This window comes from Alteraurantiacibacter aestuarii (genome assembly GCF_039523595.1).
GTDB lineage: Bacteria > Pseudomonadota > Alphaproteobacteria > Sphingomonadales > Sphingomonadaceae > Alteraurantiacibacter > Alteraurantiacibacter aestuarii.
This window is the reverse complement of the sequence record NZ_BAAAFP010000002.1, coordinates 1384915-1406172: the sequence shown is the minus strand read 5'-3', so window position 1 is coordinate 1406172 and position 21258 is coordinate 1384915. Positions and strand designations below refer to the sequence as shown.

Here is a 21258-nt window from a genome sequence, read left to right as displayed (position 1 = left end):
ATCCACACTTGCCGCAGCGAAGATGAACCAATACCCCGGTGGAGCGTTAAATAGCCATTCAGCCCGCAAACCGTAACACGGATTTGCAATCTCGCGATTTCCGATGCACTAGCGCGAGCCGAAACTGGACAGGGGCCCACACAGGCATTCCCGTTACCTTTCAGGCCCGAAACCTTTCAGGAGAGAATATTGATGTTTCGCATGTCCCGCCCTGCTCACCGCAAGACGGTGAAGAGCTTTGCTTCCGCCTTCGCCATGACCATCGCCCTGGCAGGCGGAGCGCTTGTGACCAATGCGGGCATTGCCCCTGCGGCCTACGCTCAGGATTATTCCGATGAATTCGTCGACGCCTATCAGCCGGTTGCCGATGTGGTGAATGCCGAAGGCGGCGATGCAGCATCGGTCACGGGCCAGCTCCCGGGGATCGTGGCACTGGCAATGAATGCCGATGAGAAGTTTGCCGCAGGCAATCTGATCCTCAGCGCAGGCAACAAGACCAATACGCCTGCGTTGCAGCGCCAGGGCCTGGAACTGCAGCTGGAAAGCGGCATGGTGGACCCCGCCAATGTCGGCCAGTATTACTGGTTTGTCGGCAACCTTGCCTTCCAGATGGAAGATTACAACGATGCCCGTACGGCGCTTGAATCTGCGGTCGCCAATGGCTGGACCGAAAGCGATCCCGTGGCCCTGCTGGCAGAAACCTATTACGAGCAGGACGATGTCACCGGCGGCGTAGCCTACATGCTGGGCCAGGCCGAACGCGTGCTGGCCAGTGGCGGCACGGTTCCGGAACAGTGGCTGCTGCGCGGCCTGCAGACCGCTTATGGCGAGGACCTGCTGGATCAGTCGACCGATATTTCGGTACTGCTGGTCACCAACCACACCTCTCCGCGCAACTGGATGAACGCGCTGCAGGTGATCAATGCCCTGCACGAACTGGATGATCAGGCACAGCTCGACCTGTTCCGCCTGATGCGCCTGACCGGCAGCCTGACCGAACGCAGCGAATTCATCCGCTATATCGAAGCGGCCGATCCGCGCATCATGTCCAACGAAGTTGTCGATGTGCTGGCAGCCGGCCTTGCCGCCGGTGAATTCGAAGCCGCCGGCGACACCTATTACACCGAAGTGAAGAGCATCGTCGAAGCGCGCATGGCTGATGATGCCAACGAAGCGCCTGAACTGGTAGCCGATGCCCGCTCAGAAGCTGGCGGTGAAGCTGCCCTGATTGCCGGCGACGTGCTCTATTCGCTGGATGACTTTGCCGGTGCGGAAGAAATGTATGCCATGGCGGTTACCAAGGGCGGCATCGATGCCAACACCGCATTGACTCGCATGGGTATTGCCCAGGTCCAGCAGGGCAAGATTGCCGAAGCGCAGGCGACCTTTGGACAGGTTTCTGGTCCACGCTCCACAGTGGCCAAGATGTGGTCAGCCTATGCGATGACGCAGGCCAGCTGATCGCAGCAGCCCCTGTGGCTGACGAAATTGCGGCGCGGAAGGCAATCACCTTCCGCGCCGTTTTCGTTTTTGCAATTGAGTGTGGGTTCAGCTGATGCCCGGGTTGAGACGCCGACCAGGTTCAGACGTTGAACTTGAACAGCATGATATCGCCGTCCTGCACCAGATATTCCTTGCCTTCCTGACGCAATTTGCCCGCCTCGCGCGCGGCGCTTTCTCCGCCCAGGGCGACGAAATCGTCATAGGCGATGGTTTCTGCGCGGATGAAGCCCTTCTCGAAATCGCTGTGGATCTCGCCTGCGGCCTGCGGCGCCTTGGCATCTGAAGGACACGTCCATGCACGCGCTTCCTTGGGGCCGACGGTGAAGAAGGTCTTCAGGCCCAGCAGCGCATAACCGGCGCGGATCACGCGGGCGAGGCCGCTTTCCTCAAGGCCCAGATCGGCCAGATATTCGCTGCGTTCCTCCAGCGGCATGGTCACCAGCTCGCTCTCGATGGCAGCGGAAACCACCACCGCCTGCGCACCCTCGGCCTTGGCCTTGGCAAACACGGCTTCCGTCATGGCGTTGCCCGTGGCGGCATCTTCCTCGGCCACGTTGCAGACATACAGCACCGGCTTGGCGGTCAGCAGCTGGGCCTGTTCGAACAGGCGCTCCTCCTCCACATCGGCCGGAACGGTCAGCCGCGCGGGCTTGCCATCGCGCAGCAGTTCCAGCGCCTGACCCAGTACGCTGACCAGAGCCTTGGCTTCCTTGTCGCCGGCCCTGGCCTTCTTCTCTGCCGCCGGGACACGCTTTTCCAGGCTTTCAAGGTCGGACAGCATCAGTTCCGTTTCGACAACCTCGGCATCCGAAATCGGATCCACCTTGTTGGAAACGTGCTGGATATCGTCATCCTCGAAGCAGCGCAGCACGTGGACGATGGCGTCCACTTCGCGGATATTGCCGAGGAACTGGTTGCCCAGGCCTTCGCCCGCGCTGGCGCCTTTCACCAGACCGGCGATATCCACGAAGGAAAGCTGGGTGTGCACGGTCTTGGCACTGCCGCCGATCCGGGCAATTGTGTCCAGACGCGGATCGGGCACGGCGACCTGGCCCACATTGGGCTCAATCGTGCAGAACGGGTAATTGGCAGCCTGCGCCGCCTGCGTTTCGGTAAGCGCATTGAACAGGGTCGATTTGCCGACATTGGGCAGACCCACGATCCCGCAGCGGAATCCCATCGTTTCGTTATCCTCTAAACCGAAAGAAAGGCGCGCTTTAGGGTCCGGACCGCTGGCTGGCAATGGGGCTGGGCGCGGCAGGCGGACAAAGCAAAAGGCGGGCGCTTGTGCAGCACCCGCCTTTTACCAGGTTCAACTGTGTGACGTTCAGCGCTTGCGGCGACGACGGCGACCCAGCGCAATGCCGGCAAGGCCCAGACCGAACATGCCCAGCATGCCGGGTTCGGGAACCTGCGTTCCGCTGCTGGTAGAAGTGGTGGTTGTGGTGGTCGTGCCGCCCGTACTGCTACCGGTGCTGCCGCCCGTACTGCTGCCGCCCGTACTGCTGCCAGTGTAGTGCCCACAGCCGGCATAATGGTGGTGCCCGCCCGATGAACCACCCGAAGATCCGCCCCAGAAACCCCCGCTGGTGCTGTAGCCACCGCTGGATCCACCCGAGGAGCCGCCCCAGTAGAAAGTGGCCGATGCTGGCGCCGACCACAGGAAAGTGGCCCCAAGAGCCAGTGCGATCATCTTCTTCTTCACGTCAATTCCCCCGTTTGCAAAATGCATGGTTACGATATTCAGGGGGATGACCACGCAAGAGCGGTGCCAAGTCAGGATTTCTGCGGCTTCTATTGGTTAACGTCTTTTTCGGCAGGACTATTTGTCAAAAATTCCGACAGTTTTCAGTCCTGCATTCTTGAAGACACATCGCTCATGAAGCGTGGATCGTCGCCTTCGGCCAGCCAGTGCGCCTCGGCCCCGATAGCGCCGAGCATCTGCACCAGATCATCGATTTCGGCCTTGGCATAATTTCCCAGCACATGGCCGTGCACCCGGTCCTTGTGGCCGGGGTGGCCAATGCCGATGCGGACGCGCCGGAATTCCGGCCCAAGATGGCGGTCGATGCTTTTCAGGCCATTGTGTCCGGCCGTGCCGCCGCCGGTCTTGACCTTCACCTTGAACGGCGCGAGGTCCAGCTCATCGTGGAAGACCGTCAGCGCATCGGTGTCCAGCTTGTAGAAGCGCAAGGCCTCACTCACGCTGCGGCCGCTTTCATTCATGAAGGTGGCGGGCTTGAGCAGCAGGATCTTCTGCGCGCCGATCCGGCCTTCCTGCGTCCAGCCCTGGAACTTCTTCTGGACCGGGCCGAAATCATGCATGTCGGCAATCACGTCCAGCGCCATGAAGCCGACATTGTGCCGCTGCATTGCATGGCGCGGTCCCGGATTTCCTAGGCCAACCCAGATCTGCATGACGTCAATTGCGCTCTATCTTGAGTGGAAGGATGACCCTGAACAGGAAAGGGGCCGGCATTGCTGCCAGCCCCCGTCTTGTTTCGGCGCAAGGGACGGTCCAGGCCGTCCCGTGCATTATTCGCCGCTCTCAGCCTGGTCGCCGCTCTGTGCGCTGGCTTCGACCTCATCGGCTGCAACTTCTTCGCCTTCCGCAGCTTCGCCTTCAGCACGCTTGAGCGCGGACGGAGCAACCACTGTGGCGATGGTGAAGTCACGATCGGTGATCGCGCTCAGGCTGCCATCGGGCAGGGTCACGCTGGAGATGTGCACCGAATCGCCGATATCCAGGCCGGTAACATCCAGTTCGATCTCGCTGGGGATACGGTCCGCATCGCAGACCAGTTCCAGCTCGTGACGAACCACGTTGAGCACGCCGCCCTTCTTGAGGCCGGGGCTGGCTTCTTCGTTGATGAAGACGACGGGCACGTTCACTTCGATCTTCGAGTCCTTGGACAGGCGCAGGAAGTCGACATGGATCGGGCGATCGGAAACCGGGTGCAGCGCCACATCCTTGGGAATGGTGCGGATCAGCTTGCCACCAAGTTCGACCATCACGATCGAGTTCATGAAGTGACCGGTGCCGAGCTGCAGGCGCAGGGCCTTTTCCTCGACATGAATCGGTGTGGGTTGTTCGTTACCGCCATATACAACAGCGGGTACACGACCATCGCGACGCAATGCACGGGAGGCTCCCTTGCCAGCCCGTTCGCGCGCTTCAGCCGGCAGAGTCAGAGCATCGCTCATTTCAGAAGCCTTTCGAATGCGTTTGATACAGTTCGCCCGCCACGCCTCCAGGGATGACCATGACGGGGGAGGCGCGCGTTTAGCAGCATAGCGGCTGAATGCAAGGCTCTCCTGCGGCGCGCTATTGCAGCCGCTCTACCCGATATCCGCGCGCGGCGAACATGGCGGGCAGGCCGCCATCGCCCAGCATATGCGCCGTTCCCACCGCCACGAACGGCTTGCGCCCCTGATCCACCAGCGGGAGAAGCTGGTCGATCCACGCCTGATTGCGGGCGGTCAGCAAGGCCTGGCGCAGTTCCGGATCGGCCAGCAGGCTGGTGCGCGCCAGTTCCTCCAGCCCCGCCATATCTCCCGTCAGCCAGCTTTCCAGCGCCTTTGCCGGATCATTGGTGGCTGCTTCGCGCGCGGTTGCGACCAGCAGGTCGGACTGCTCAGCGGGTGGCAACTGGTCGAACAGGGCATATTGCTGCTCGAACCCTTCCAGCGCGACAACCGGCTTGCCGCTGGCGATCAAGGCCCGGTCCACGCCGTTTTCAGGATCGCCGCTGCTGATCCCGCCCGCCAGCACCAGCGCCGCGGCCCAGCTTTCCATCTCGGCAAAATCATCGGGGTCGGCGCCTGTGCGCTCCACCAGATCCTCTATCAAAGCGCGTTCTCCCGGCTCCACCCGGCCATACAGCGGGGGCAGGCCGGGTGAATAGGCGAGCCGCTGAAACACTGGGAAGGAAGCGGACACATCGTCAAGATTGGCGATTTCCACCACCAGCGTTCCGGCACCGGCAAAAGCATCATCCACCACGCGGCTGTGCCACTGCGCTCCGTCTGGCAGGGAATGGACGGTGCCAAACAACCACGCCTGCTGCCCCTCAGGGGAGGTAACCTGCCAGATTGCAGGAGCAGGGCTGGGCAGGTCAGCGGATGCGCCATCATCGCGCGCGCCGCAGCCGCCCAGCGCCAGCGCGCCAAGCAGCGCACCCATCATCAGCAGGAGGTGACGGATCGTCACTGCCAGACGCGCGTGACTTGGACCCCGCGCTCGGCCAGCAATTGCTGGACACTGCCTTGTCCCGCCAGATGGCCGGCACCAACGGCAATGAACACATCGCCGGGCTGGGTCATGCGCTGTTCGATCCACTGCGCCCAGCGAGCATTGCGCGCGGTCAGCAGAGCCTCATGCAGCCGGGGGTCCTGCATGCCCTCGCTCATCAGGTCACCGATTGCGCCTTCATTACCCTTGGTCCAGGCATCCAGCAGGCTGTCCATGCTGGCGGACATGGTCGGGATCGATTCCACCACCCCGTCCAGATAGGCGATCTGCGTTTCCATCGGCAGGCTGTCAAAGAAGCCGAGCTGCTGCTCGATCGTTTCCAGCGCCTGCTTGTCCTTTTCAGCGGCGCGCTGGTTGAGCACCATTTCGACGCCGGAACTGGGGTCATAGCCTGCCTGCATCAGCGGGATCAGCTCCAGGTTCACCGCGGCGAACCACGGCTCATACATGTCCAGCGTTTCCACCGGCATGCCGAGCGATACCAGCGCCTCGTCATATTCCTCGCGGTCCTGCTCGCTCATCAGGTCGCGCAGCGTCTGGCCATCGGCAAGCAGCGCGGTGGACGCAACCGCCTGCGCGGTGATCGACTGGTCCGCATCCAGTGCAATCTCGGTCACGAATTCGGAGGAGGAGGTGAAGGCCGCCTCGATCCGCTGATCGAACCATTCGACATCGTCAGGCAGGAAATGGATCGTGCCGAACAGATAGATCGTGGTGTCGGCATCGGACACTTGCCACAGGGCGGGGCCGGGCACCGCCCCGGAGGGCGGGGCCTCGGCAAGCTGGGGAACCGGGGCAATATCGGTAGTGGCCGCGCTGGCGCAGCCTACCGCGCCAAGGCCGATGGAAAAAGCACCGGCAAGCCTGGCGATCCTCCTGACAAGATCGAACATCAAGTGATCCTTATATTGGTTGGACGCAAGATGTGGACGCTACCAGCGGATCGCAAGCAAAACCGGTGCAATTATCCTTAATCTTCAAGCACTGTTGCAATACCTCGCGCGGCCAGCAGGTCCTGCACGCTGTCGCGCCCGGCCAGATGGCCCGCACCCACGGCGATGAACACCGTGCCGGGCTGGTCGAGCCGGTCGTCAATCCACTGTGCCCAGTTGCGATTGCGATTGCCGATGAACCAGTCATAGGCATCAGGATCGCTGAATTCGGCATTGATGATTTCGGCCAGCGCCACCGTGTCTGCGGACATCCAGTTGCCTACCATCGTATCAATCGTCTCCAGCGCGTTCGGCATTTGCTCGACCGCCCTGTCGAGCGCGGTGAGCTGCTGATCCATCGGCATTGAATCGAACAGGCCGAGCTGGAATTCGATCGTCTCCAGCCCGGTGGTGCGCTTGCCCCCGGCCATTGATGTCAGGGCCAGGTCCACGCCACTTTCGGGATTATATCCGGCGCGCAGGGCCGGCAGCAGACCCAGGTTGACGGTGGCAAACCACGGTTCAAACCCGTCCAGCGCAGCCACCGGCAGGCCCATGCCGGTCAGGGCAGCCTCATATTCCGCGCGATCATCGTCAGTCATCAGCCCGCGCAGGCTCTGGCCTTCGGGCAATTGGGCAAGAACAAGCGTGCGCTGGGCGGCCTCCTGCATTTCGGTCATGTCGACTTCGGTCACCAGCTCGTCCGATGCCTCAAAGGCGGCGGTGATGCGCGCGTCCATCCATTCCAGCTGCGGCGGCAGGATATGGACCGTGCCGAACAGGTAGATGGTGGTGTCCTCGTCGCTCACGCTCCAAAGGGCGGGGCCAGGCGCAGGGTCAGCGGTTTGCGCATTGGCGGGACTGGCAAAAGCCAGCGCCAGGGCACAGGTAGACAGGGCGAGTTTATGCAATGTGGAAATCATGGTGATATCCCCTTTCAATAGGTCAGTAACTGGTATGGTTCTGGTCGTGCCGCTCAGCCGGGCGGTTCGGTATCAAACTTCATCGGATGTGTCGGTCCTGGGCTGATCCGGATCAGCCGTGCCCGTCGTCAAAAATCTCCTCAACCGACATGTTGAACAGCCGGGCAATGCGGAAGGCCAGCGGCAGGGAGGGATCGTGCTTGCCGTTTTCAATGGCGTTCACGGCCTGGCGTGACACGTCGAGCTGTCCGGCCAGTTCGGCCTGGCTCCAGTTACGCTCCGCACGCAGGACCTTGAGGCGGTTGTTCACTGACCCGCCCCCTGCGCACCCTTGATGCGGGAGGCGAAGTACGCCAGCGCCCAGCTTGCAATCAGTATGCCGGTGACCGTGTGCCCGCTCAGATCGCCAAACCAGCGGCCCAGCAGAAAATCCTCGAACAGGGCGGCCACCAGCAGGGTGGTGAGGGCAGCCACGGCGGCGCTCTGGGTCATCAACTGCATGCGGTAATCCTCGGAGCAGCGCCGATCGAGATCGCCAATGCGGATCATCACCAGAGCGATCGCAATGGTTGCCGCCACGGCAATGGCGGCCATCCACAAGGGTTCGCTGGCGGAGGAGTTTGTCATCAGTGTCCTGATGGCAGAGCCGGTGAGCAGCAATACGCCCGCGATTGCGAAGACGCCGAAACACACGTCTGTCCTGCGCATCATGCGTTCGTGCCGGTTGATCATGACAAGCTCCAGTTGCTGCCCTTGGGCATGTTCGTGTCAGGTTGTCCTGACTTTATGTCGGGAGAAGCTTACCATGTCAACACTACCTGACATAATGTCAGCATAGCGTAACACAACAGAAGGCAAGAGGGCGCACTTCCTGCGGCAATTACAATGGCTTCACTGTGCAGGCTGGTTGATCCGCACCGCTTCCAGCCCGCGAGCTTCCAGCATGTCCAGCAGCGATCCAGCGCCTTCGAAATGGCCTGCGCCAACGGCCACCAGGATCGATCCGGGCGAATCGAGTCGGTTGTCCAGCCACTGCGCCCAGCGGCGGTTGCGATTGGAAAGCAGCACGCGTTTGAAGACGACCGCCAGCTTGGTGTCACCCATGCCGAAATCGATATCGTCCTGAACCTCGCCTCGCGCCCAGTCATGTTCCATCTGCCACGCGCTGTCATCGGGTGCAGCGTCCTCATCAGCGAAGAACTCAGTGCCCATCGTGCCGTCCCAGGTATAGAGGTCGCGCTCCAGATCGGGCAGGATCAGCGCGTCGTCGATCAGGTAGATGCTCATCATCACCCGGCCGGTATCTTCTATCGACAGGATCGGGCGGCCGCTGTCCTCAAACTGTGCCGCCAGCACGGTTTCCACCCCGTGCTCATAGCTTGAAAGCCCCACGTCGTGTCCGCCCAGGCCAAATCCCATCAGAGCGACAATCAGCGGCGTGTTGTCGACAATCTCGAACGGCTGCCCGGTCAATTCCACCACCTGCCGCCACCGCTCGCGCACGGCGGGGCTGAGTTGCAGCGAGGTTGGCCGACGCTCTGACGACAGTTTCGCCATCTTGGGGCCAAGCTGTTCCATACTGGCATCGGCATCGGCGTCAGAGCTTTCCAGCACCAGCGCGTCCACTTCATCGATAATCGTGTCCAGCTGCGGATTGCGCCAGCGAAAGCCGTCGGGCAGCAGGTGCACCGTGCCCAGCAGGTAAATTGTGGTGTCATCGTCAGACAGGCGCCACATCGCCGGGGCCGGATCGTAGTCCTGCTCCAGCCCGACTGCCGGATTGTTCGCAGGATCGGCCTGCGCGGCGGCGGGAAGGCATGCGGCAAGTGTCACGGCCAAGGTGCAAAGGACTGATAAGCGCCGCATGAAAATCCCGATAATACCGAAGCTGACCCTGCCTATCAGCACTTTCAGCGTGGTTCATGTCAAGCATGCAGGTGCCGCTGGCATTGACGCTCAAATCCCCATGAGCCATGGCGCCAGAAAATCTGAAGGGTGATATGCAAAGAGAGCCGCAAAAGAGCTTCCAGGACATGATCCTCGCGCTCCACGATTTCTGGAGCGCGAACGGCTGCCTGATCCTGCAACCTTATGACATGCGCATGGGCGCGGGCACGTTCCACACCGCCACCACCCTGCGCGCGCTGGGGCCGGAACCGTGGAATGCCGCCTTCGTGCAGCCATGCCGCCGCCCGACCGATGGCCGGTACGGCGAAAACCCCAACCGCCTGCAGCATTATTACCAGTATCAGGTTATCCTGAAGCCCAGCCCGTCCAACATCCAGGACCTGTATCTGGAAAGCCTGCGGGTGATCGGCATCGATCCGCTGGCGCACGATATCCGCTTTGTGGAAGATGACTGGGAAAGCCCCACGCTGGGTGCATGGGGCCTTGGCTGGGAAGTGTGGTGTGACGGGATGGAAGTCACCCAGTTCACCTATTTCCAGCAGATGGGCGGGTTTGACTGCAAGCCCGTGGCGGGCGAGCTGACCTACGGCCTCGAGCGCCTGGCCATGTATATCCAGGGCGTGGACAATGTGTACGACCTCGATTTCAACGGCCGCGGCGTTTCCTATGGCGACGTGTTCCTCGAAAACGAGAAGCAGATGTCCAAGTGGAACTTCGAGGTCGCCGATACGGACGGCCTGTTCAAGGCGTTCGAAATGGCCGAGGCGGAATGCCGCAATGCGCTGGCCAATGAAGTGCCGATCGCCGCTTATGAGCAGGCGGTGGAGGCCAGCCACATCTTCAACCTGTTGCAGGCGCGCGGCGTGATTTCCGTGCAGGAACGCGCCAGCTACATGGCCCGCGTGCGCGATCTGGCGCGCGGTTCGTGCGAGGCGCACATGGCGAAGGAAGCCGCCGGCTGGGCCGAAAAATATCCGGAGTGGAGCGCATGACAAGGCCAATGCCCGGAGTCACGATTGACAACTTCCTGCTTGAGCTTCGGTCCGAGGAAATTCCCGCCCGCATGCAGAAGGGCGCACGCGCCGAACTGGAAAAGCTGTTCCGCCGCGAGATGGACGCTGCGGGCGTTACCGTTGCCGGGCTGACCGTCTGGTCCACCCCGCGCCGCCTTGCGCTGATCGCACGGGGCCTTCCGTTATCGACGCAGCCGGTGAGCGAGGAGGCCAAGGGCCCGCCCGAGGGAGCTCCCGATCAGGCGATTGACGGCTTCTGCCGCAAGAACGGCGTTTCGCGTGACCAGCTGGAACTGCGCGATGTCAAAGGCCGCAACACCTGGTTCGCCGTGATCGAGACACCGGGCAGGCCGATGACACAAGTCCTGGCCGAAGCGATCCCGGCGATCATCCGCGATTTCTCCTGGCCCAAGTCCATGCGCTGGGGCGAAGCGTCCATTTCCACCGAAAGCGTGCGCTGGGTGCGTCCGCTGTCCGGCATTGTCGCGCTGCTGGGCGATGATGTGGTGGCCTGCGAAGTGCATGGTGTCACCAGCGGCTCTGTCACGCTTGGCCACCGCTTCCATCATACGGGAGTATCGCAGGGAGAAGTGGGAACCGGTTCTTCCGCCCGCGATGCGACCCACAAGATGACCGATATCACCATTGGCAATGCCGATGATTACGCGGTGAAGCTGCGCGCGGGCCATGTGATCGTGGACCATGAAGAGCGGCAGGACATGATCCGCGCTGGTGCCGCCAAGGTGGCTGCCGATGCCGGTCTGGTGCTGGTGGAGGACGAAGGCCTGGTGATTGAAAACGCCGGTCTGACCGAATGGCCGGTGCCGCTGCTGGGCCGGTTTGAGGAAGATTTCCTCAGCGTGCCGCCCGAGGTTATCCAGCTCACCGCGCGGGTGAACCAGAAGTATTTCGTGTGCGAGAGTGCGGACGGAAAACTAGCCAACGCCTTCATCTGCACCGCCAATATCACTCCCAGTGATGGCGGCGCGGCGATTGTCGACGGCAACCGCAAGGTGCTCGCCGCTCGCCTGTCCGACGCGCGCTTCTTCTGGGACGTGGACCGCAAGACCTCGCTGGAAGTCCACGCGAAGAAGCTGGAGCGGATCACTTTCCATGAGAAGCTGGGCACGGTGGCCGACAAGGTAGAGCGCGTGGCCAGGCTGGCCCGCTGGCTGGTTGAAGAAGGTGTTGTACCAAACGCCGATCCCGACCTGACCGAGCAGGCCGCGCGCCTGTGCAAGGCCGACCTCGTCACCGAAATGGTCGGCGAATTCCCTGAACTGCAGGGCCTGATGGGCGGCTATTACGCCCGCGCCGAGGGTCTGGACGATGCCGTGGCCGACGCCATCCGCGATCATTACAAGCCGGTCGGGCAGGGCGATGATGTGCCCACCGCGCCCGTGACGGTGGCGGTCAGTCTGGCGGACAAGCTGGATACGCTGGTCGGGTTTTTCCAGATCGATGAGAAGCCAACGGGTTCCAAGGACCCCTATGCCCTGCGCCGTGCGGCACTGGCCATTCTCGCTCTGGTTCTGGACAACCGGCTGCGGGTGGAGATGTTCGCCCTGATCACCGCTGCGGCTCATCCCGGCGGCAGCGCGAATGCAGGCGGAGAAATCGCTGGCTTCCTGTTGGACCGGTTGAAGGTTCAGCAACGCGATGCAGGCATTCGCCACGATATCATCGATGCAGTGGCGGCTCTGCGCCAGAGTACTGACAATGTGCTGTTGATAGACCGCGTCCACGCCCTGCAGGCCTTCATCGCCAGCGATGACGGCAAGAACCTGCTCGCCGGATACAAGCGCGCGGCCAATATTCTCAAGAAGGAGGACTGGCACGGCATTGAAGGCGAAATCGCGCATACGGGTGAGGAAGACCCGCTGGCTGGTGTCGACGATCCCAACCTCAAGGGCGTGATCGATGCCAAGATGGCAATGCGCCACAAGGCAGAGCGTTCCTACACGCCCGAACCTGCCGAAAAGGCGCTGATCGATGCGCTGGCGGCGGCTGAGCCCAAGGCGGCGCAGGCCATTGCCGAGGAGGATTTCGCTGCGGCCATGTCTGCCCTTGCCAGCCTGCGCGCACCGATCGACACGTTCTTTGACGAGGTGACGGTGAACGATGCGGACCCGGCAAAACGCAGCAGCCGTCTGGACCTGCTTGCACAGTTTCGTGTTGCAGTGCACAATGTTGCGGACTTCTCTCGGATCGAGGGGTGATCGAGGGGTGATGGTGTTCCATCCGGGGCGGTGTCACCTTCCCGGTTTCAATGAAAATAACAGTAAATCATATGTTTGGGACGGGGTGTTGAGGGTGACGCAGTGTCACCTTTGTCACCTTGTTCATCAAGAAAATTGGGGCTGGTGATGAACAAGTCGGTTTATACTTTCGGCGGCGATGCAACGGAAACCTGCCGGGACAAGAACCTTCTGGGCGGCAAGGGTGCCAATCTGGCGGAAATGGCCGGGATCGGCTTGCCGGTGCCCCCCGGCTTCACCATCACCACGGAAGAAAGCGTGCGCTACCTGCGCGAGGGTGCCGACTTTTCCGACCAGCTGCGCGCCGATGTCGCCACCGCGCTGACGCATATCGAACGCGCCGTGGGCAAGAAGTTCGGCGATGCGGGTGATCCGCTGCTCGTCTCGGTCCGTTCGGGCGCGCGCGTCTCCATGCCCGGCATGATGGACACCGTGCTCAACCTTGGCCTGAATGACGAGACGGTGCGGGGCCTGGCCGCCACTTCGGGCGATGAACGCTTCGCCTGGGACAGCTATCGCCGCTTCGTGCAGATGTATTCCGACGTGGTGCTCGGCCTCGATCACGGCCTGTTCGAGGAAGCGCTGGAAATCTCCAAGGAAGACCGCGGCTATTACTCCGATACAGAAATGAGCGCGGATGACTGGAAGGAACTGGTCGCCGAATTCAACGCCATCGTGGCGCAGGAACGCGGAGAGCCATTCCCGCAGGACGTGCAGGAACAGCTGTGGGGCGCGATTGCCGCCGTGTTCGACAGCTGGGATTCGGACCGCGCCAAGGTCTACCGCCGCCTCAACGATATTCCCGCCGACTGGGGCACTGCCGTCAACGTGCAGGCGATGGTGTTTGGCAACATGGGTGAAACCAGCGCCACCGGCGTGGCCTTCACCCGCGATCCGGCCACGGGCGAGGCGCATTATTACGGCGAATGGCTGGTCAATGCGCAGGGTGAGGACGTGGTGGCGGGCATCCGCACGCCGCAATATCTGACAAAGCGCGGACGCATGGCTGCCGGGGCCGAACTGCCCAGCATGGAAGAGGCCATGCCCGGTGCCTATGGCGAGCTGGCGCATGTCTTCGACCTGCTCGAAAAGCACTACAAGGACATGCAGGACATCGAATTCACCGTGCAGCAGGGCAAGCTGTGGATGCTGCAGACCCGATCGGGCAAGCGCACGGCCAAGGCCGCGCTGAAGATGGCGGTGGACATGGTGGGTGAGGGGCTGATTGACGAAGTGACCGCGATCAAGCGCATCGATCCGATGGCGCTCGACCAGTTGCTGCATCCCACGCTCGATCCCAGGGCGGAGCGCGATGTGCTGGCCACCGCGCTTCCGGCATCGCCGGGCGCGGCATCGGGCAAGATCGCGCTCGACAGCGACACGGCGGAACGCTGGTCCAACAATGGCGATGCGGTGATCCTGGTACGGGTGGAAACCAGCCCGGAGGATATTCACGGCATGCATGCGGCGCGCGGCATCTTGACTGCGCGCGGCGGCATGACCTCTCACGCTGCCGTGGTGGCACGCGGCATGGGGCGGCCGTGCGTGTCGGGCGCGTCTGCCGTATCGATCAACATGCCCACGCGCAGCCTGCAGATCGGCAATCGGGAGCTGAAGGAAGGCGATATCATCACGCTGGACGGCTCCACCGGACAGGTGATGGGCGGCGAAGTGCCGACTATCGAGCCGGAGATGGCGGGCGATTTCGGCACGCTGATGGTGTGGGCGGACAAGTACCGCCGCATGAAAGTGCGCACCAACGCCGAAACGCCCAATGATTGCCGCATGGCGCGTCAGTTCGGGGCGGAAGGCATTGGCCTGTGCCGCACCGAGCACATGTTCTTCGATGCGAGCCGCATTCTGGCGGTGCGCGAGATGATCCTGGCCGATGACGAGGCCGGACGGCGCAAGGCGCTGGCCAAGTTGCTGCCCGAGCAGCGCGCCGACTTTGCCGAGATATTCACCTGCATGGCGGGCCTGCCGTGCACCATCCGCCTGCTCGATCCGCCGCTGCATGAATTCCTGCCCACGCGCGACGAGGAATTTGCCGAACTGGCCGAAGTGATCGGCATCGGCATTGATCATTTGCGCCGCCGTGCGGGCGAATTGCACGAGTTCAACCCGATGCTGGGCCATCGCGGCTGCCGTCTGGGCATAACCTTCCCCGAGATCTACGAAATGCAGGCGCGAGCGATATTCGAGGCCGCCTGCGAGGTCACCGCGCGCGGCGGCGATCCGATCGTGCCCGAAGTGATGATTCCGTTGGTCGCCACACGGCGCGAGCTGGAGATTCTGCGCGTGCTGGTGGACGATGTGGCCGCGCAAGTGTTCGCCGAACAGGGCACCACGCTGGAATATATGGTCGGCACCATGATCGAACTGCCGCGCGCCGCGCTGATGGCGGGTGAGATCGCGCATGAGGCGCGCTTCTTCTCCTTCGGCACCAACGACCTCACGCAGACCGCGCTGGGCGTGAGCCGTGACGATGCGGGCCGTTTCCTGGCACCCTATGTCGAAAAGGGCATCTATCCGCGCGATCCCTTCGTCAGCCTGGATGTGGACGGCGTGGGCCAGCTGGTCTCGATCGCGGTCGAGCGGGGCAGGGCAACCACCCCGGACCTCAAGCTGGGCATTTGCGGCGAGCATGGCGGCGATCCCGCCAGCATCCAGTTCTGCGAGGAAGTGGGGCTGGATTACGTCAGCGCCTCTCCCTACCGCGTGCCGATTGCGCGGCTGGCGGCGGCACAGGCGGCGCTGAAGGACTAGCGCCTGCGCCCGGTCAGGGTGAGGATTTCAAACTGTTCGGTCAGCCGGCCATCGGTGCCTGCCAGCTCGTCAAACGCGCGCAGTGCCCGCGCATGACCGCTCTTGCCCACATGGGGAGCGGCAGAGGCCAGTGTGCTGCCAAGTCCCTGCGCCCGCAGATCGCCGACAAGGCGTTGCATGCTGCCATAGCGCACGTTCAGCCTGTGCGAATCCACCACCGGATCGGACCAGCCCGCGCGTTGCAGCAATTGCGCCCCGGCGCGCACATCAACCATCGGGTGTACCCGTGCAGAAGGTCTGTCACCGTCTGCCGCCAGCATGATCTGGCGCAGCGCAGGAAGACTGCCCGCGCCAACAAAGCTGGCAATCACCATCCCGCCCGGTGCCAGCGCCGCGCGCAGATGGATCAGCGCGCCCGGCAGGTCATTCACACTGTCGAGCAGGCCAAGGCAGACAATCAGATCGAAACCCGAAGAGGGGAAGGGACGCTCCAGATCCAGCTCCAGATCGGGGGCGGCAACGCTCTCACCGCCGACGATATCGGCCATTTCCACATCGCCGCCAAGCCATGCGGAAAGTCTGCCCGAATAATCGCCGATCACCAGTGAGCGCGCGGGATCGGCCTGCACGAAGCCGAGCCGTTCGATCACGTCATCGACCATGTCATCGATGATAAAGCGCGCCGGATCGGGCTGTTGTTGCAGGCGCAGCATTCGGCGCCGCGCAGCTTTGCGGCGGGTGTTGGAAAAGATGGTGGGAGGGGCGCTGGCCATGCGCGCCTCCCTGCCGCCTTGCGCCCCGGAGTGCAACAGGACTTGCCAGTACCCCTGCGCCAAGGCAGCGTTGCAGACGTGACGCTGAAACAGGCCTTCGCCCCACTGGTGGACCTCATCTACCCGCCGCGCTGCCCCTTGTGCGGTTCGGCGCTGGGCGAGCAGGGCGGGCTGTGCGTGTCATGCTGGAGCGAACTGGTCATCCCCGGAGAGCCAGCCTGCGCCACCTGCCAGCGACCCTTACAGGCGAGCGAGGCTGGTGAAGGATCGCGCTGCGCCCCGTGTCTGGCCAGTCCGCCTGACCATGACGGAATATCCGCAGCGACGCTCTACAACGATGCCTCCCGCAAGCTTGTCCTGACATTCAAGCACGGCCGCAAGATTGCCCTGGCCGGAATGCTGGCGCGGCTGATCGCGGCCAGATTGCCGACGCTGGAAGGGGAATGGCTGGCCGTGCCAGTGCCTCTGCATCGCCGCCGCCTGTGGGATCGCGGCTTCAACCAGTCGGCCCTGCTGGCGCGCGAACTGGCGAAGCGCGATGGCCTGACCTTGCTGGTGGATGGACTGGTACGCCGCAAGGCCACGCCGCCGCTGGGCGGGCTGGGACGCAAGGAACGCGCGCGCATGCTGGCAGGCGCGATAGAGGCCAGTCCGGCTCGATTGGCACAGATAAAAGGCGCACAGATATTGCTGGTCGATGATGTCATGACCAGTGGCGCGACAACGCAGGCCTGTATCAGGGCGCTGCGCAAGGCAGGCGCGGCAAAGGTGCGCATCGCCTGCTTTGCCCGGGTGCTGGATGAAGCGCTGTGATGGCGGGAATCGCGCGTGAGGAAAGCAAAACGCCCGGAGCTGTTGGCCCCGGGCGTTCGCGTGACGATATCGCTGGAGCAGCGCTTCACCCCCCTCTTGGAAGCGCGCTCCAAACCCTCATGAAACGGCCTGCTAAAGCAAGTCCGCATCCCCCCATTGCTTGGCCGAAACCAGAAATGACAGGCGGCCCGTCAAGCCGCGAACCGCTACATTCCATTGATAGGCTCAACTTCAAACAGGCGTGGTGATATGGTGCCTATTTTGGCAGACTTCTGTGGTTATCCTGCAACAAAGCAGTATGAGACACTACCGAATGAACCGATATTTTGATGGAAAGTTGATCGTTGAGCGAGAATAGCGAAACAAGCTTGCGCGAAGAGGGTGGCGACTTCATGCCCAGGTTCGATGATCGCGGCCTGATCGGCGCGATCGTGCAGGATGGGCAGAGCGGCGAGGTGCTGATGTTCGCCTTCATGAATGCAGAGGCGCTGGACGCCACCGTCTCCACCGGGCTGGCCCATTTCTGGTCGCGGAGCCGCGGCAAGCTGTGGCAGAAGGGGGAAACATCCGACAATGTCCTGCATGTGGACGCGATCTTGTGCGATTGCGATCAGGATGCGCTGGTGCTCAAGGTGCGCGCCGCCGGGCCTGCCTGCCACACGGGAGAGCGCAGCTGCTTCTACCGCCAGCTTGATGATGGTGGCCTAAAGCGCATTGCCTGACTCCAGAAGAATGCCTGAACCTAGATAAGAGATTGCCTGACATGCCGATTTACAGCCCGCCGGAGCGGGAAAGCGCCTTTATCCTGAAAGACCTGCTGCAGATTGATGGACTGGACGAGGATCTGGTCGATACCATCATCAGCGAGGCCGGGCGCTTCGCCGCAGAGGTCATCGCACCGCTCAATCCGGTGTCGGATGCCGAGGGCTGCACCCGCCATGCCGATGGCTCCGTCACCACCCCCAGCGGATTTGTGCAGGCCTATGCCGCCTATGCCGAATCGGGCTGGGGCACGCTCGCCCTGCCGGAGGAATTTGGCGGGCAGGATATGCCGCATGTGCTGGCCACGGTGGTCGAGGAATATCTCAATTCCGCCTGCCACGCCTTCAACATGTTCCCCGGCCTCACCCACGGTGCGGTCTCCGCGATCATGTCTGTCGGCACGGATGAGCAGAAGCAGACCTATCTGCCCCCGCTGGTATCGGGTGAATGGCTGGGCACGATGGCGCTGACAGAAGCGCATGCCGGCACCGATCTGGGCCTGCTGCGCACCAAGGCGGAACCCGCCGGGGATGGCACTTACCGCATCACGGGGGAGAAGATCTTCTGCTCCGGCGGGGAGCAGGACCTGACCGAAAACATCATCCACCTGGTACTGGCACGCCTGCCCGATGCCCCGGCCGGTTCGCGCGGTATATCGCTGTTTATCGTGCCGAAAATTCTGTCGGAAGGCGGGGCGCGCAACGCTGTTTCGTGCAATTCGATCGAGCACAAGATGGGCGTGCACGGCAGCGCCACCTGCGTGATGAATTTCGATGGTGCGACCGGATATCTGCTCGGCACAGAGAACCAGGGCCTGGCCGCCATGTTCATCATGATGAATGCGGCGCGCCTGTCCTGCGGCAATCAGGGGCTGGCGCAGGCCGAACTCGCCTATCAGAACGCGCTCGCCTACGCGATGGACCGCCGTCAGGGCCGGGCGCCGGGCGGGCGGGCCGATCCCGCTCAGGCCGCCGATCCGTTGCTGGTCCACGCAGATGTGCGGCGCATGCTGATGGACGCCAAGGGCTTTACCGAGGGGTTTCGCGCCTTGGTGGCGTGGACCGCCAGCCAGATCGATGTGGTGCATGGCGAGGGCGAGGAAAGCGCCCGCCATGCGGCAGACGAGCTGGTCGGTTTCCTCACCCCGGTGCTCAAGGGTTACGGCACGGACATGGGCTTCCAGACGGCGGTATCCATGCAGCAGATCCTTGGCGGTCATGGCTATGTGGCCGAGTGGGGGATGGAGCAGATCGTGCGCGATGCGCGCGTGGCCATGCTGTACGAAGGCGCCAATGGCGTGCAGGCGCTCGATCTCGCCGCGCGCAAGCTGGCAAAGGATGGCGGGCAGGTTGCCGAACGCTTCTTTGCCATGATCGAGGACGATTGCGATGCTGCGCCAGAGTGGATCGCACAGCCACTCGCCTCGTCTCTGGGCGATGCGCGAGAGGCGGCGCGCTGGCTGATAGGCAATGCCGCTGCCGACCCGGACAATCTGGGAGCAGGGTCCTATGCCTTCATGCAGTTGGTGGGCGTGCTTTCCATTGGCTGGATGTGGGCGCGCATCGCCACACTGGCTGGCGCGCGGGACGATGATCCGTTCATGCAGGCCAAGCTGGTGACAGCGCGGCATTACGCCACGCGGGCGCTGCCCGAAACGGGCCTGCTGAAACAGCGCGCGATGGCCGGAGCGGAGACGCTGATGGCGCTTTCACCCGAGCAATTGCAGCGCGGTTAGGCCAGAACCTCGTCAAACAGCGCATACATCGCTGCCCAGCTTTGCCGGTCGGCGCTTGCGTCATAGCCGGTGGCCGGGTTCTGGGTGGGGGCAGGGTTGGTGAAACCGTGCTTCACACCGCCATAGGAATGGAAATGCCAGTTGGCGCTGGCAGCATCCATCTCCTCCCAGAATTTCACCACCTGTTCGCGCGGGACCATCGGATCGGCATCGCCGTGGCACACCAGTATACGGGCTGAGACCTTGCCCGGCTGCGCGGGCATATCCGTGCCCAGCAAGCCGTGGAAGCTGACCGCCGCAAACAGCGGCGCGCCTTCGCGGGCGAGCTCCAGCGCGGCCTGTCCGCCCATGCAGAAGCCGATGGTGCCGATGGGCACGCCCTGCGCGTCGTCCAACGCGGCAAGTGCCTTCAGCGAGGCACGCAGTCGCTGGCGATAGAGTTCGGGCGACTGGCGAATTTCCATCGCAAATTCGCGCGACTGGTCGAAATCCTCAGGCTGCTTGCCATAGAAATCCGCCACCATCGCCAGATAGCCCCGCGCGGCCAGGTCCTGCGCCTTGTCCATAACGGACTGCGTGGGGTTCATGATCGTCGGGAACACCAGCACGGCGGCGCGCGGCGCGCTATGCGGGCGGGCCAGCAGGCCTGTCAGCGCAACATCGCCGTCCTGACAGGCGACCCGTTGCAGCTCACTCATTGGGCAGGAATTCCGGCACGGAGAGATAACGCTCGCCCGTATCGTAATTGAAGCCGAGCACGCGCGTACCCTTTGGCAGTTCCGCCAGCTTGGACTGGATTGCGGCCAGCGTGGCACCGGAGCTGATGCCCACCAGCAGGCCCTCTTCCTTGGCGCAGCGGCGGGCCATTTCCTTGGCCGCTTCGGCATCCACCGCAATCGCCCCGTCGATGGATCTGGTGTGCAGATTGCCAGGAATGAAGCCTGCGCCAATGCCCTGGATCGGGTGCGGGCCGGGCTGGCCGCCGGAAATGACCGGGGACAGCGCAGGTTCCACTGCATAGGCCTTCATGTCGGGCCAGCTGGCCTTGAGCGTTTCCGCGCAGCCGGTCAGATGGCCGCCAGTGCCAACGCCGGTGATCATCACCGCGGGCGGTGCATCGGCAAAATCGGCCAGGATTTCCTGCGCGGTGGTGCGCGCATGAATGGCCACATTGGCCGGGTTTTCGAACTGTTGCGGCATCCATGCGCCGGGAATTTCAGCAACCAGTTCCTCTGCCCGCGCCAGCGCGCCCTTCATGCCCTTTTCCTTGGGCGTGAGATCGAAGCTGGCGCCATAGGCCAGCATCAGGCGGCGGCGCTCTATGCTCATGCTTTCGGGCATCACCAGGATCAGCGTGTAGCCCTTGACTGCGGCGACCATGGCCAGGCCAATGCCGGTGTTGCCGCTGGTCGGCTCCACAATCGTGCCGCCCGGCTTCAGCGCGCCGGAACTTTCGGCATCTTCCACCATCGCCATTGCGATTCGATCCTTGATCGATCCACCGGGATTGGCGCGCTCGCTCTTCACCCACACCTCGTGATCGGGGAACAGGCGCGACAGGCGGATATGCGGCGTGTTGCCGATCGACTGGAGGACATTGTCGAATTTCATGTCAGGCTC

20 protein-coding genes are annotated in these 21258 nt (G+C 62.8%); 7 read left to right on the top strand and 13 right to left on the bottom strand.

All coding sequences use genetic code 11. The features are described from left to right. Positions 1–201 precede the first annotated feature (201 nt). A complete protein-coding gene (locus ABDZ98_RS10385) occupies positions 202–1461 on the top strand; it encodes a YfgM family protein (RefSeq protein ID WP_343807349.1) in 1260 nt (419 codons plus the stop codon). 121 nt (positions 1462–1582) lie between these two features. Here the strand turns inward: ABDZ98_RS10385 and ychF are convergent, their stop codons facing one another. The 10 genes from ychF to ABDZ98_RS10335 all read right to left on the bottom strand — a co-directional run bounded on the left by ychF (position 1583) and on the right by ABDZ98_RS10335 (position 9443). Then, positions 1583–2683, bottom strand: coding sequence for a redox-regulated ATPase YchF (gene ychF, locus ABDZ98_RS10380; RefSeq protein ID WP_343807346.1), 1101 nt, complete (start codon positions 2681–2683; stop codon positions 1583–1585). A gap of 147 nt (positions 2684–2830) precedes the next feature. Next, positions 2831–3208 carry a PEP-CTERM sorting domain-containing protein gene (locus ABDZ98_RS10375; protein WP_343807343.1) on the bottom strand — a complete coding sequence of 126 codons (378 nt, stop codon included), beginning with the start codon at positions 3206–3208 and terminating at the stop codon, positions 2831–2833. Positions 3209–3351: 143 nt separating this feature from the next. After that, complete coding sequence (gene pth, locus ABDZ98_RS10370; protein ID WP_343807340.1) at positions 3352–3921, bottom strand: aminoacyl-tRNA hydrolase; 570 nt, start codon at positions 3919–3921, stop codon at positions 3352–3354. 117 nt (positions 3922–4038) lie between these two features. Continuing rightward, complete coding sequence (locus ABDZ98_RS10365; RefSeq protein WP_343807337.1) at positions 4039–4707, bottom strand: 50S ribosomal protein L25/general stress protein Ctc; 669 nt, start codon at positions 4705–4707, stop codon at positions 4039–4041. A 121-nt stretch (positions 4708–4828) separates the two neighbouring features. Next, positions 4829–5713 (bottom strand): TraB/GumN family protein, encoded by an 885-nt coding sequence (locus tag ABDZ98_RS10360; RefSeq protein WP_343807335.1) that lies wholly within the window; start codon positions 5711–5713, stop codon positions 4829–4831. Then, positions 5710–6648, bottom strand: coding sequence for a TraB/GumN family protein (locus ABDZ98_RS10355; RefSeq protein ID WP_343807332.1), 939 nt, complete (start codon positions 6646–6648; stop codon positions 5710–5712). The genes ABDZ98_RS10360 and ABDZ98_RS10355 overlap by 4 nt, the downstream gene beginning before the upstream one ends. Before the next feature lie 77 nt (positions 6649–6725). After that, entirely contained in the window at positions 6726–7496 is a 771-nt protein-coding gene (locus ABDZ98_RS10350) for a TraB/GumN family protein (protein WP_343807329.1), read from the bottom strand. Positions 7497–7722: 226 nt separating this feature from the next. After that, positions 7723–7920, bottom strand: coding sequence for a helix-turn-helix transcriptional regulator (locus ABDZ98_RS10345; protein ID WP_343807326.1), 198 nt, complete (start codon positions 7918–7920; stop codon positions 7723–7725). Further along, complete coding sequence (locus ABDZ98_RS10340; RefSeq protein WP_343807323.1) at positions 7917–8342, bottom strand: hypothetical protein; 426 nt, start codon at positions 8340–8342, stop codon at positions 7917–7919. The genes ABDZ98_RS10345 and ABDZ98_RS10340 overlap by 4 nt, the downstream gene beginning before the upstream one ends. Positions 8343–8501: 159 nt before the next feature. After that, a complete protein-coding gene (locus tag ABDZ98_RS10335; protein ID WP_343807320.1) occupies positions 8502–9443 on the bottom strand; it encodes a TraB/GumN family protein in 942 nt (313 codons plus the stop codon). Between the two features lie 167 nt (positions 9444–9610). Between ABDZ98_RS10335 and ABDZ98_RS10330 the strand changes: the two genes are divergently transcribed. The 3 genes from ABDZ98_RS10330 to ppdK all read left to right on the top strand — a co-directional run bounded on the left by ABDZ98_RS10330 (position 9611) and on the right by ppdK (position 15555). Next, a complete protein-coding gene (locus ABDZ98_RS10330; RefSeq protein ID WP_343808931.1) occupies positions 9611–10510 on the top strand; it encodes a glycine--tRNA ligase subunit alpha in 900 nt (299 codons plus the stop codon). After that, positions 10507–12750: a glycine--tRNA ligase subunit beta gene (gene glyS / locus ABDZ98_RS10325; protein ID WP_343807317.1), complete on the top strand. Its 2244-nt coding sequence runs from the start codon at positions 10507–10509 to the stop codon at positions 12748–12750. The genes ABDZ98_RS10330 and glyS overlap by 4 nt, the downstream gene beginning before the upstream one ends. A 147-nt stretch (positions 12751–12897) precedes the next feature. Then, positions 12898–15555 (top strand): pyruvate, phosphate dikinase, encoded by a 2658-nt coding sequence (gene ppdK, locus ABDZ98_RS10320; protein WP_343807314.1) that lies wholly within the window; start codon positions 12898–12900, stop codon positions 15553–15555. Here ppdK and ABDZ98_RS10315 read toward each other — a convergent pair. After that, positions 15552–16328, bottom strand: coding sequence for a methyltransferase domain-containing protein (locus tag ABDZ98_RS10315; protein WP_343807311.1), 777 nt, complete (start codon positions 16326–16328; stop codon positions 15552–15554). The two genes, ppdK and ABDZ98_RS10315, sit on opposite strands and share 4 nt — an antisense overlap. 78 nt (positions 16329–16406) lie before the next feature. Between ABDZ98_RS10315 and ABDZ98_RS10310 the strand changes: the two genes are divergently transcribed. The 3 genes from ABDZ98_RS10310 to ABDZ98_RS10300 all read left to right on the top strand — a co-directional run bounded on the left by ABDZ98_RS10310 (position 16407) and on the right by ABDZ98_RS10300 (position 19638). Further along, the gene (locus ABDZ98_RS10310) at positions 16407–17141 is read left to right on the top strand and encodes a double zinc ribbon domain-containing protein (protein ID WP_343807307.1); all 735 of its coding nucleotides are present in this window, start codon (positions 16407–16409) and stop codon (positions 17139–17141) included. A 392-nt stretch (positions 17142–17533) separates the two neighbouring features. Beyond that, positions 17534–17863, top strand: coding sequence for a phosphoribosyl-AMP cyclohydrolase (gene hisI / locus ABDZ98_RS10305; protein ID WP_343807304.1), 330 nt, complete (start codon positions 17534–17536; stop codon positions 17861–17863). A gap of 41 nt (positions 17864–17904) precedes the next feature. Continuing rightward, positions 17905–19638 (top strand): acyl-CoA dehydrogenase C-terminal domain-containing protein, encoded by a 1734-nt coding sequence (locus ABDZ98_RS10300; protein ID WP_343807301.1) that lies wholly within the window; start codon positions 17905–17907, stop codon positions 19636–19638. Here ABDZ98_RS10300 and ABDZ98_RS10295 read toward each other — a convergent pair. Together ABDZ98_RS10295 and cysK are read right to left on the bottom strand one after the other, a co-directional pair. Then, a complete protein-coding gene (locus ABDZ98_RS10295) occupies positions 19635–20336 on the bottom strand; it encodes a dienelactone hydrolase family protein (RefSeq protein ID WP_343807298.1) in 702 nt (233 codons plus the stop codon). The genes ABDZ98_RS10300 and ABDZ98_RS10295 overlap by 4 nt on opposite strands. Then, positions 20329–21249, bottom strand: a complete 921-nt coding sequence (cysK, locus tag ABDZ98_RS10290) for a cysteine synthase A (RefSeq protein ID WP_343807295.1) — start codon at positions 21247–21249, stop codon at positions 20329–20331. Before cysK ends, ABDZ98_RS10295 begins: the two co-directional genes overlap by 8 nt. Between the last annotated feature and the right edge of the window lie 9 nt (positions 21250–21258).

Excerpts from the sequence above, each read along its gene's own strand:
- ABDZ98_RS10330 (WP_343808931.1), top strand. The coding sequence starts at position 9,611 with ATGCAAAGAGAGCCGCAAAAGAGCTTCCAGGACATGATCCTCGCGCTC.
- pth (WP_343807340.1), bottom strand. The coding sequence starts at position 3,921 with ATGCAGATCTGGGTTGGCCTAGGAAATCCGGGACCGCGCCATGCAATG.
- ABDZ98_RS10365 (WP_343807337.1), bottom strand. The coding sequence starts at position 4,707 with ATGAGCGATGCTCTGACTCTGCCGGCTGAAGCGCGCGAACGGGCTGGC.
- hisI (WP_343807304.1), top strand. The coding sequence starts at position 17,534 with ATGCCCAGGTTCGATGATCGCGGCCTGATCGGCGCGATCGTGCAGGAT.
- ABDZ98_RS10385 (WP_343807349.1), top strand. The coding sequence starts at position 202 with ATGTCCCGCCCTGCTCACCGCAAGACGGTGAAGAGCTTTGCTTCCGCC.
- cysK (WP_343807295.1), bottom strand. The coding sequence starts at position 21,249 with ATGAAATTCGACAATGTCCTCCAGTCGATCGGCAACACGCCGCATATC.
- ppdK (WP_343807314.1), top strand. The coding sequence starts at position 12,898 with ATGAACAAGTCGGTTTATACTTTCGGCGGCGATGCAACGGAAACCTGC.
- ABDZ98_RS10300 (WP_343807301.1), top strand. The coding sequence starts at position 17,905 with ATGCCGATTTACAGCCCGCCGGAGCGGGAAAGCGCCTTTATCCTGAAA.
- ABDZ98_RS10295 (WP_343807298.1), bottom strand. The coding sequence starts at position 20,336 with ATGAGTGAGCTGCAACGGGTCGCCTGTCAGGACGGCGATGTTGCGCTG.
- ychF (WP_343807346.1), bottom strand. The coding sequence starts at position 2,683 with ATGGGATTCCGCTGCGGGATCGTGGGTCTGCCCAATGTCGGCAAATCG.
- ABDZ98_RS10340 (WP_343807323.1), bottom strand. The coding sequence starts at position 8,342 with ATGATCAACCGGCACGAACGCATGATGCGCAGGACAGACGTGTGTTTC.
- glyS (WP_343807317.1), top strand. The coding sequence starts at position 10,507 with ATGACAAGGCCAATGCCCGGAGTCACGATTGACAACTTCCTGCTTGAG.
- ABDZ98_RS10315 (WP_343807311.1), bottom strand. The coding sequence starts at position 16,328 with ATGGCCAGCGCCCCTCCCACCATCTTTTCCAACACCCGCCGCAAAGCT.
- ABDZ98_RS10355 (WP_343807332.1), bottom strand. The coding sequence starts at position 6,648 with ATGTTCGATCTTGTCAGGAGGATCGCCAGGCTTGCCGGTGCTTTTTCC.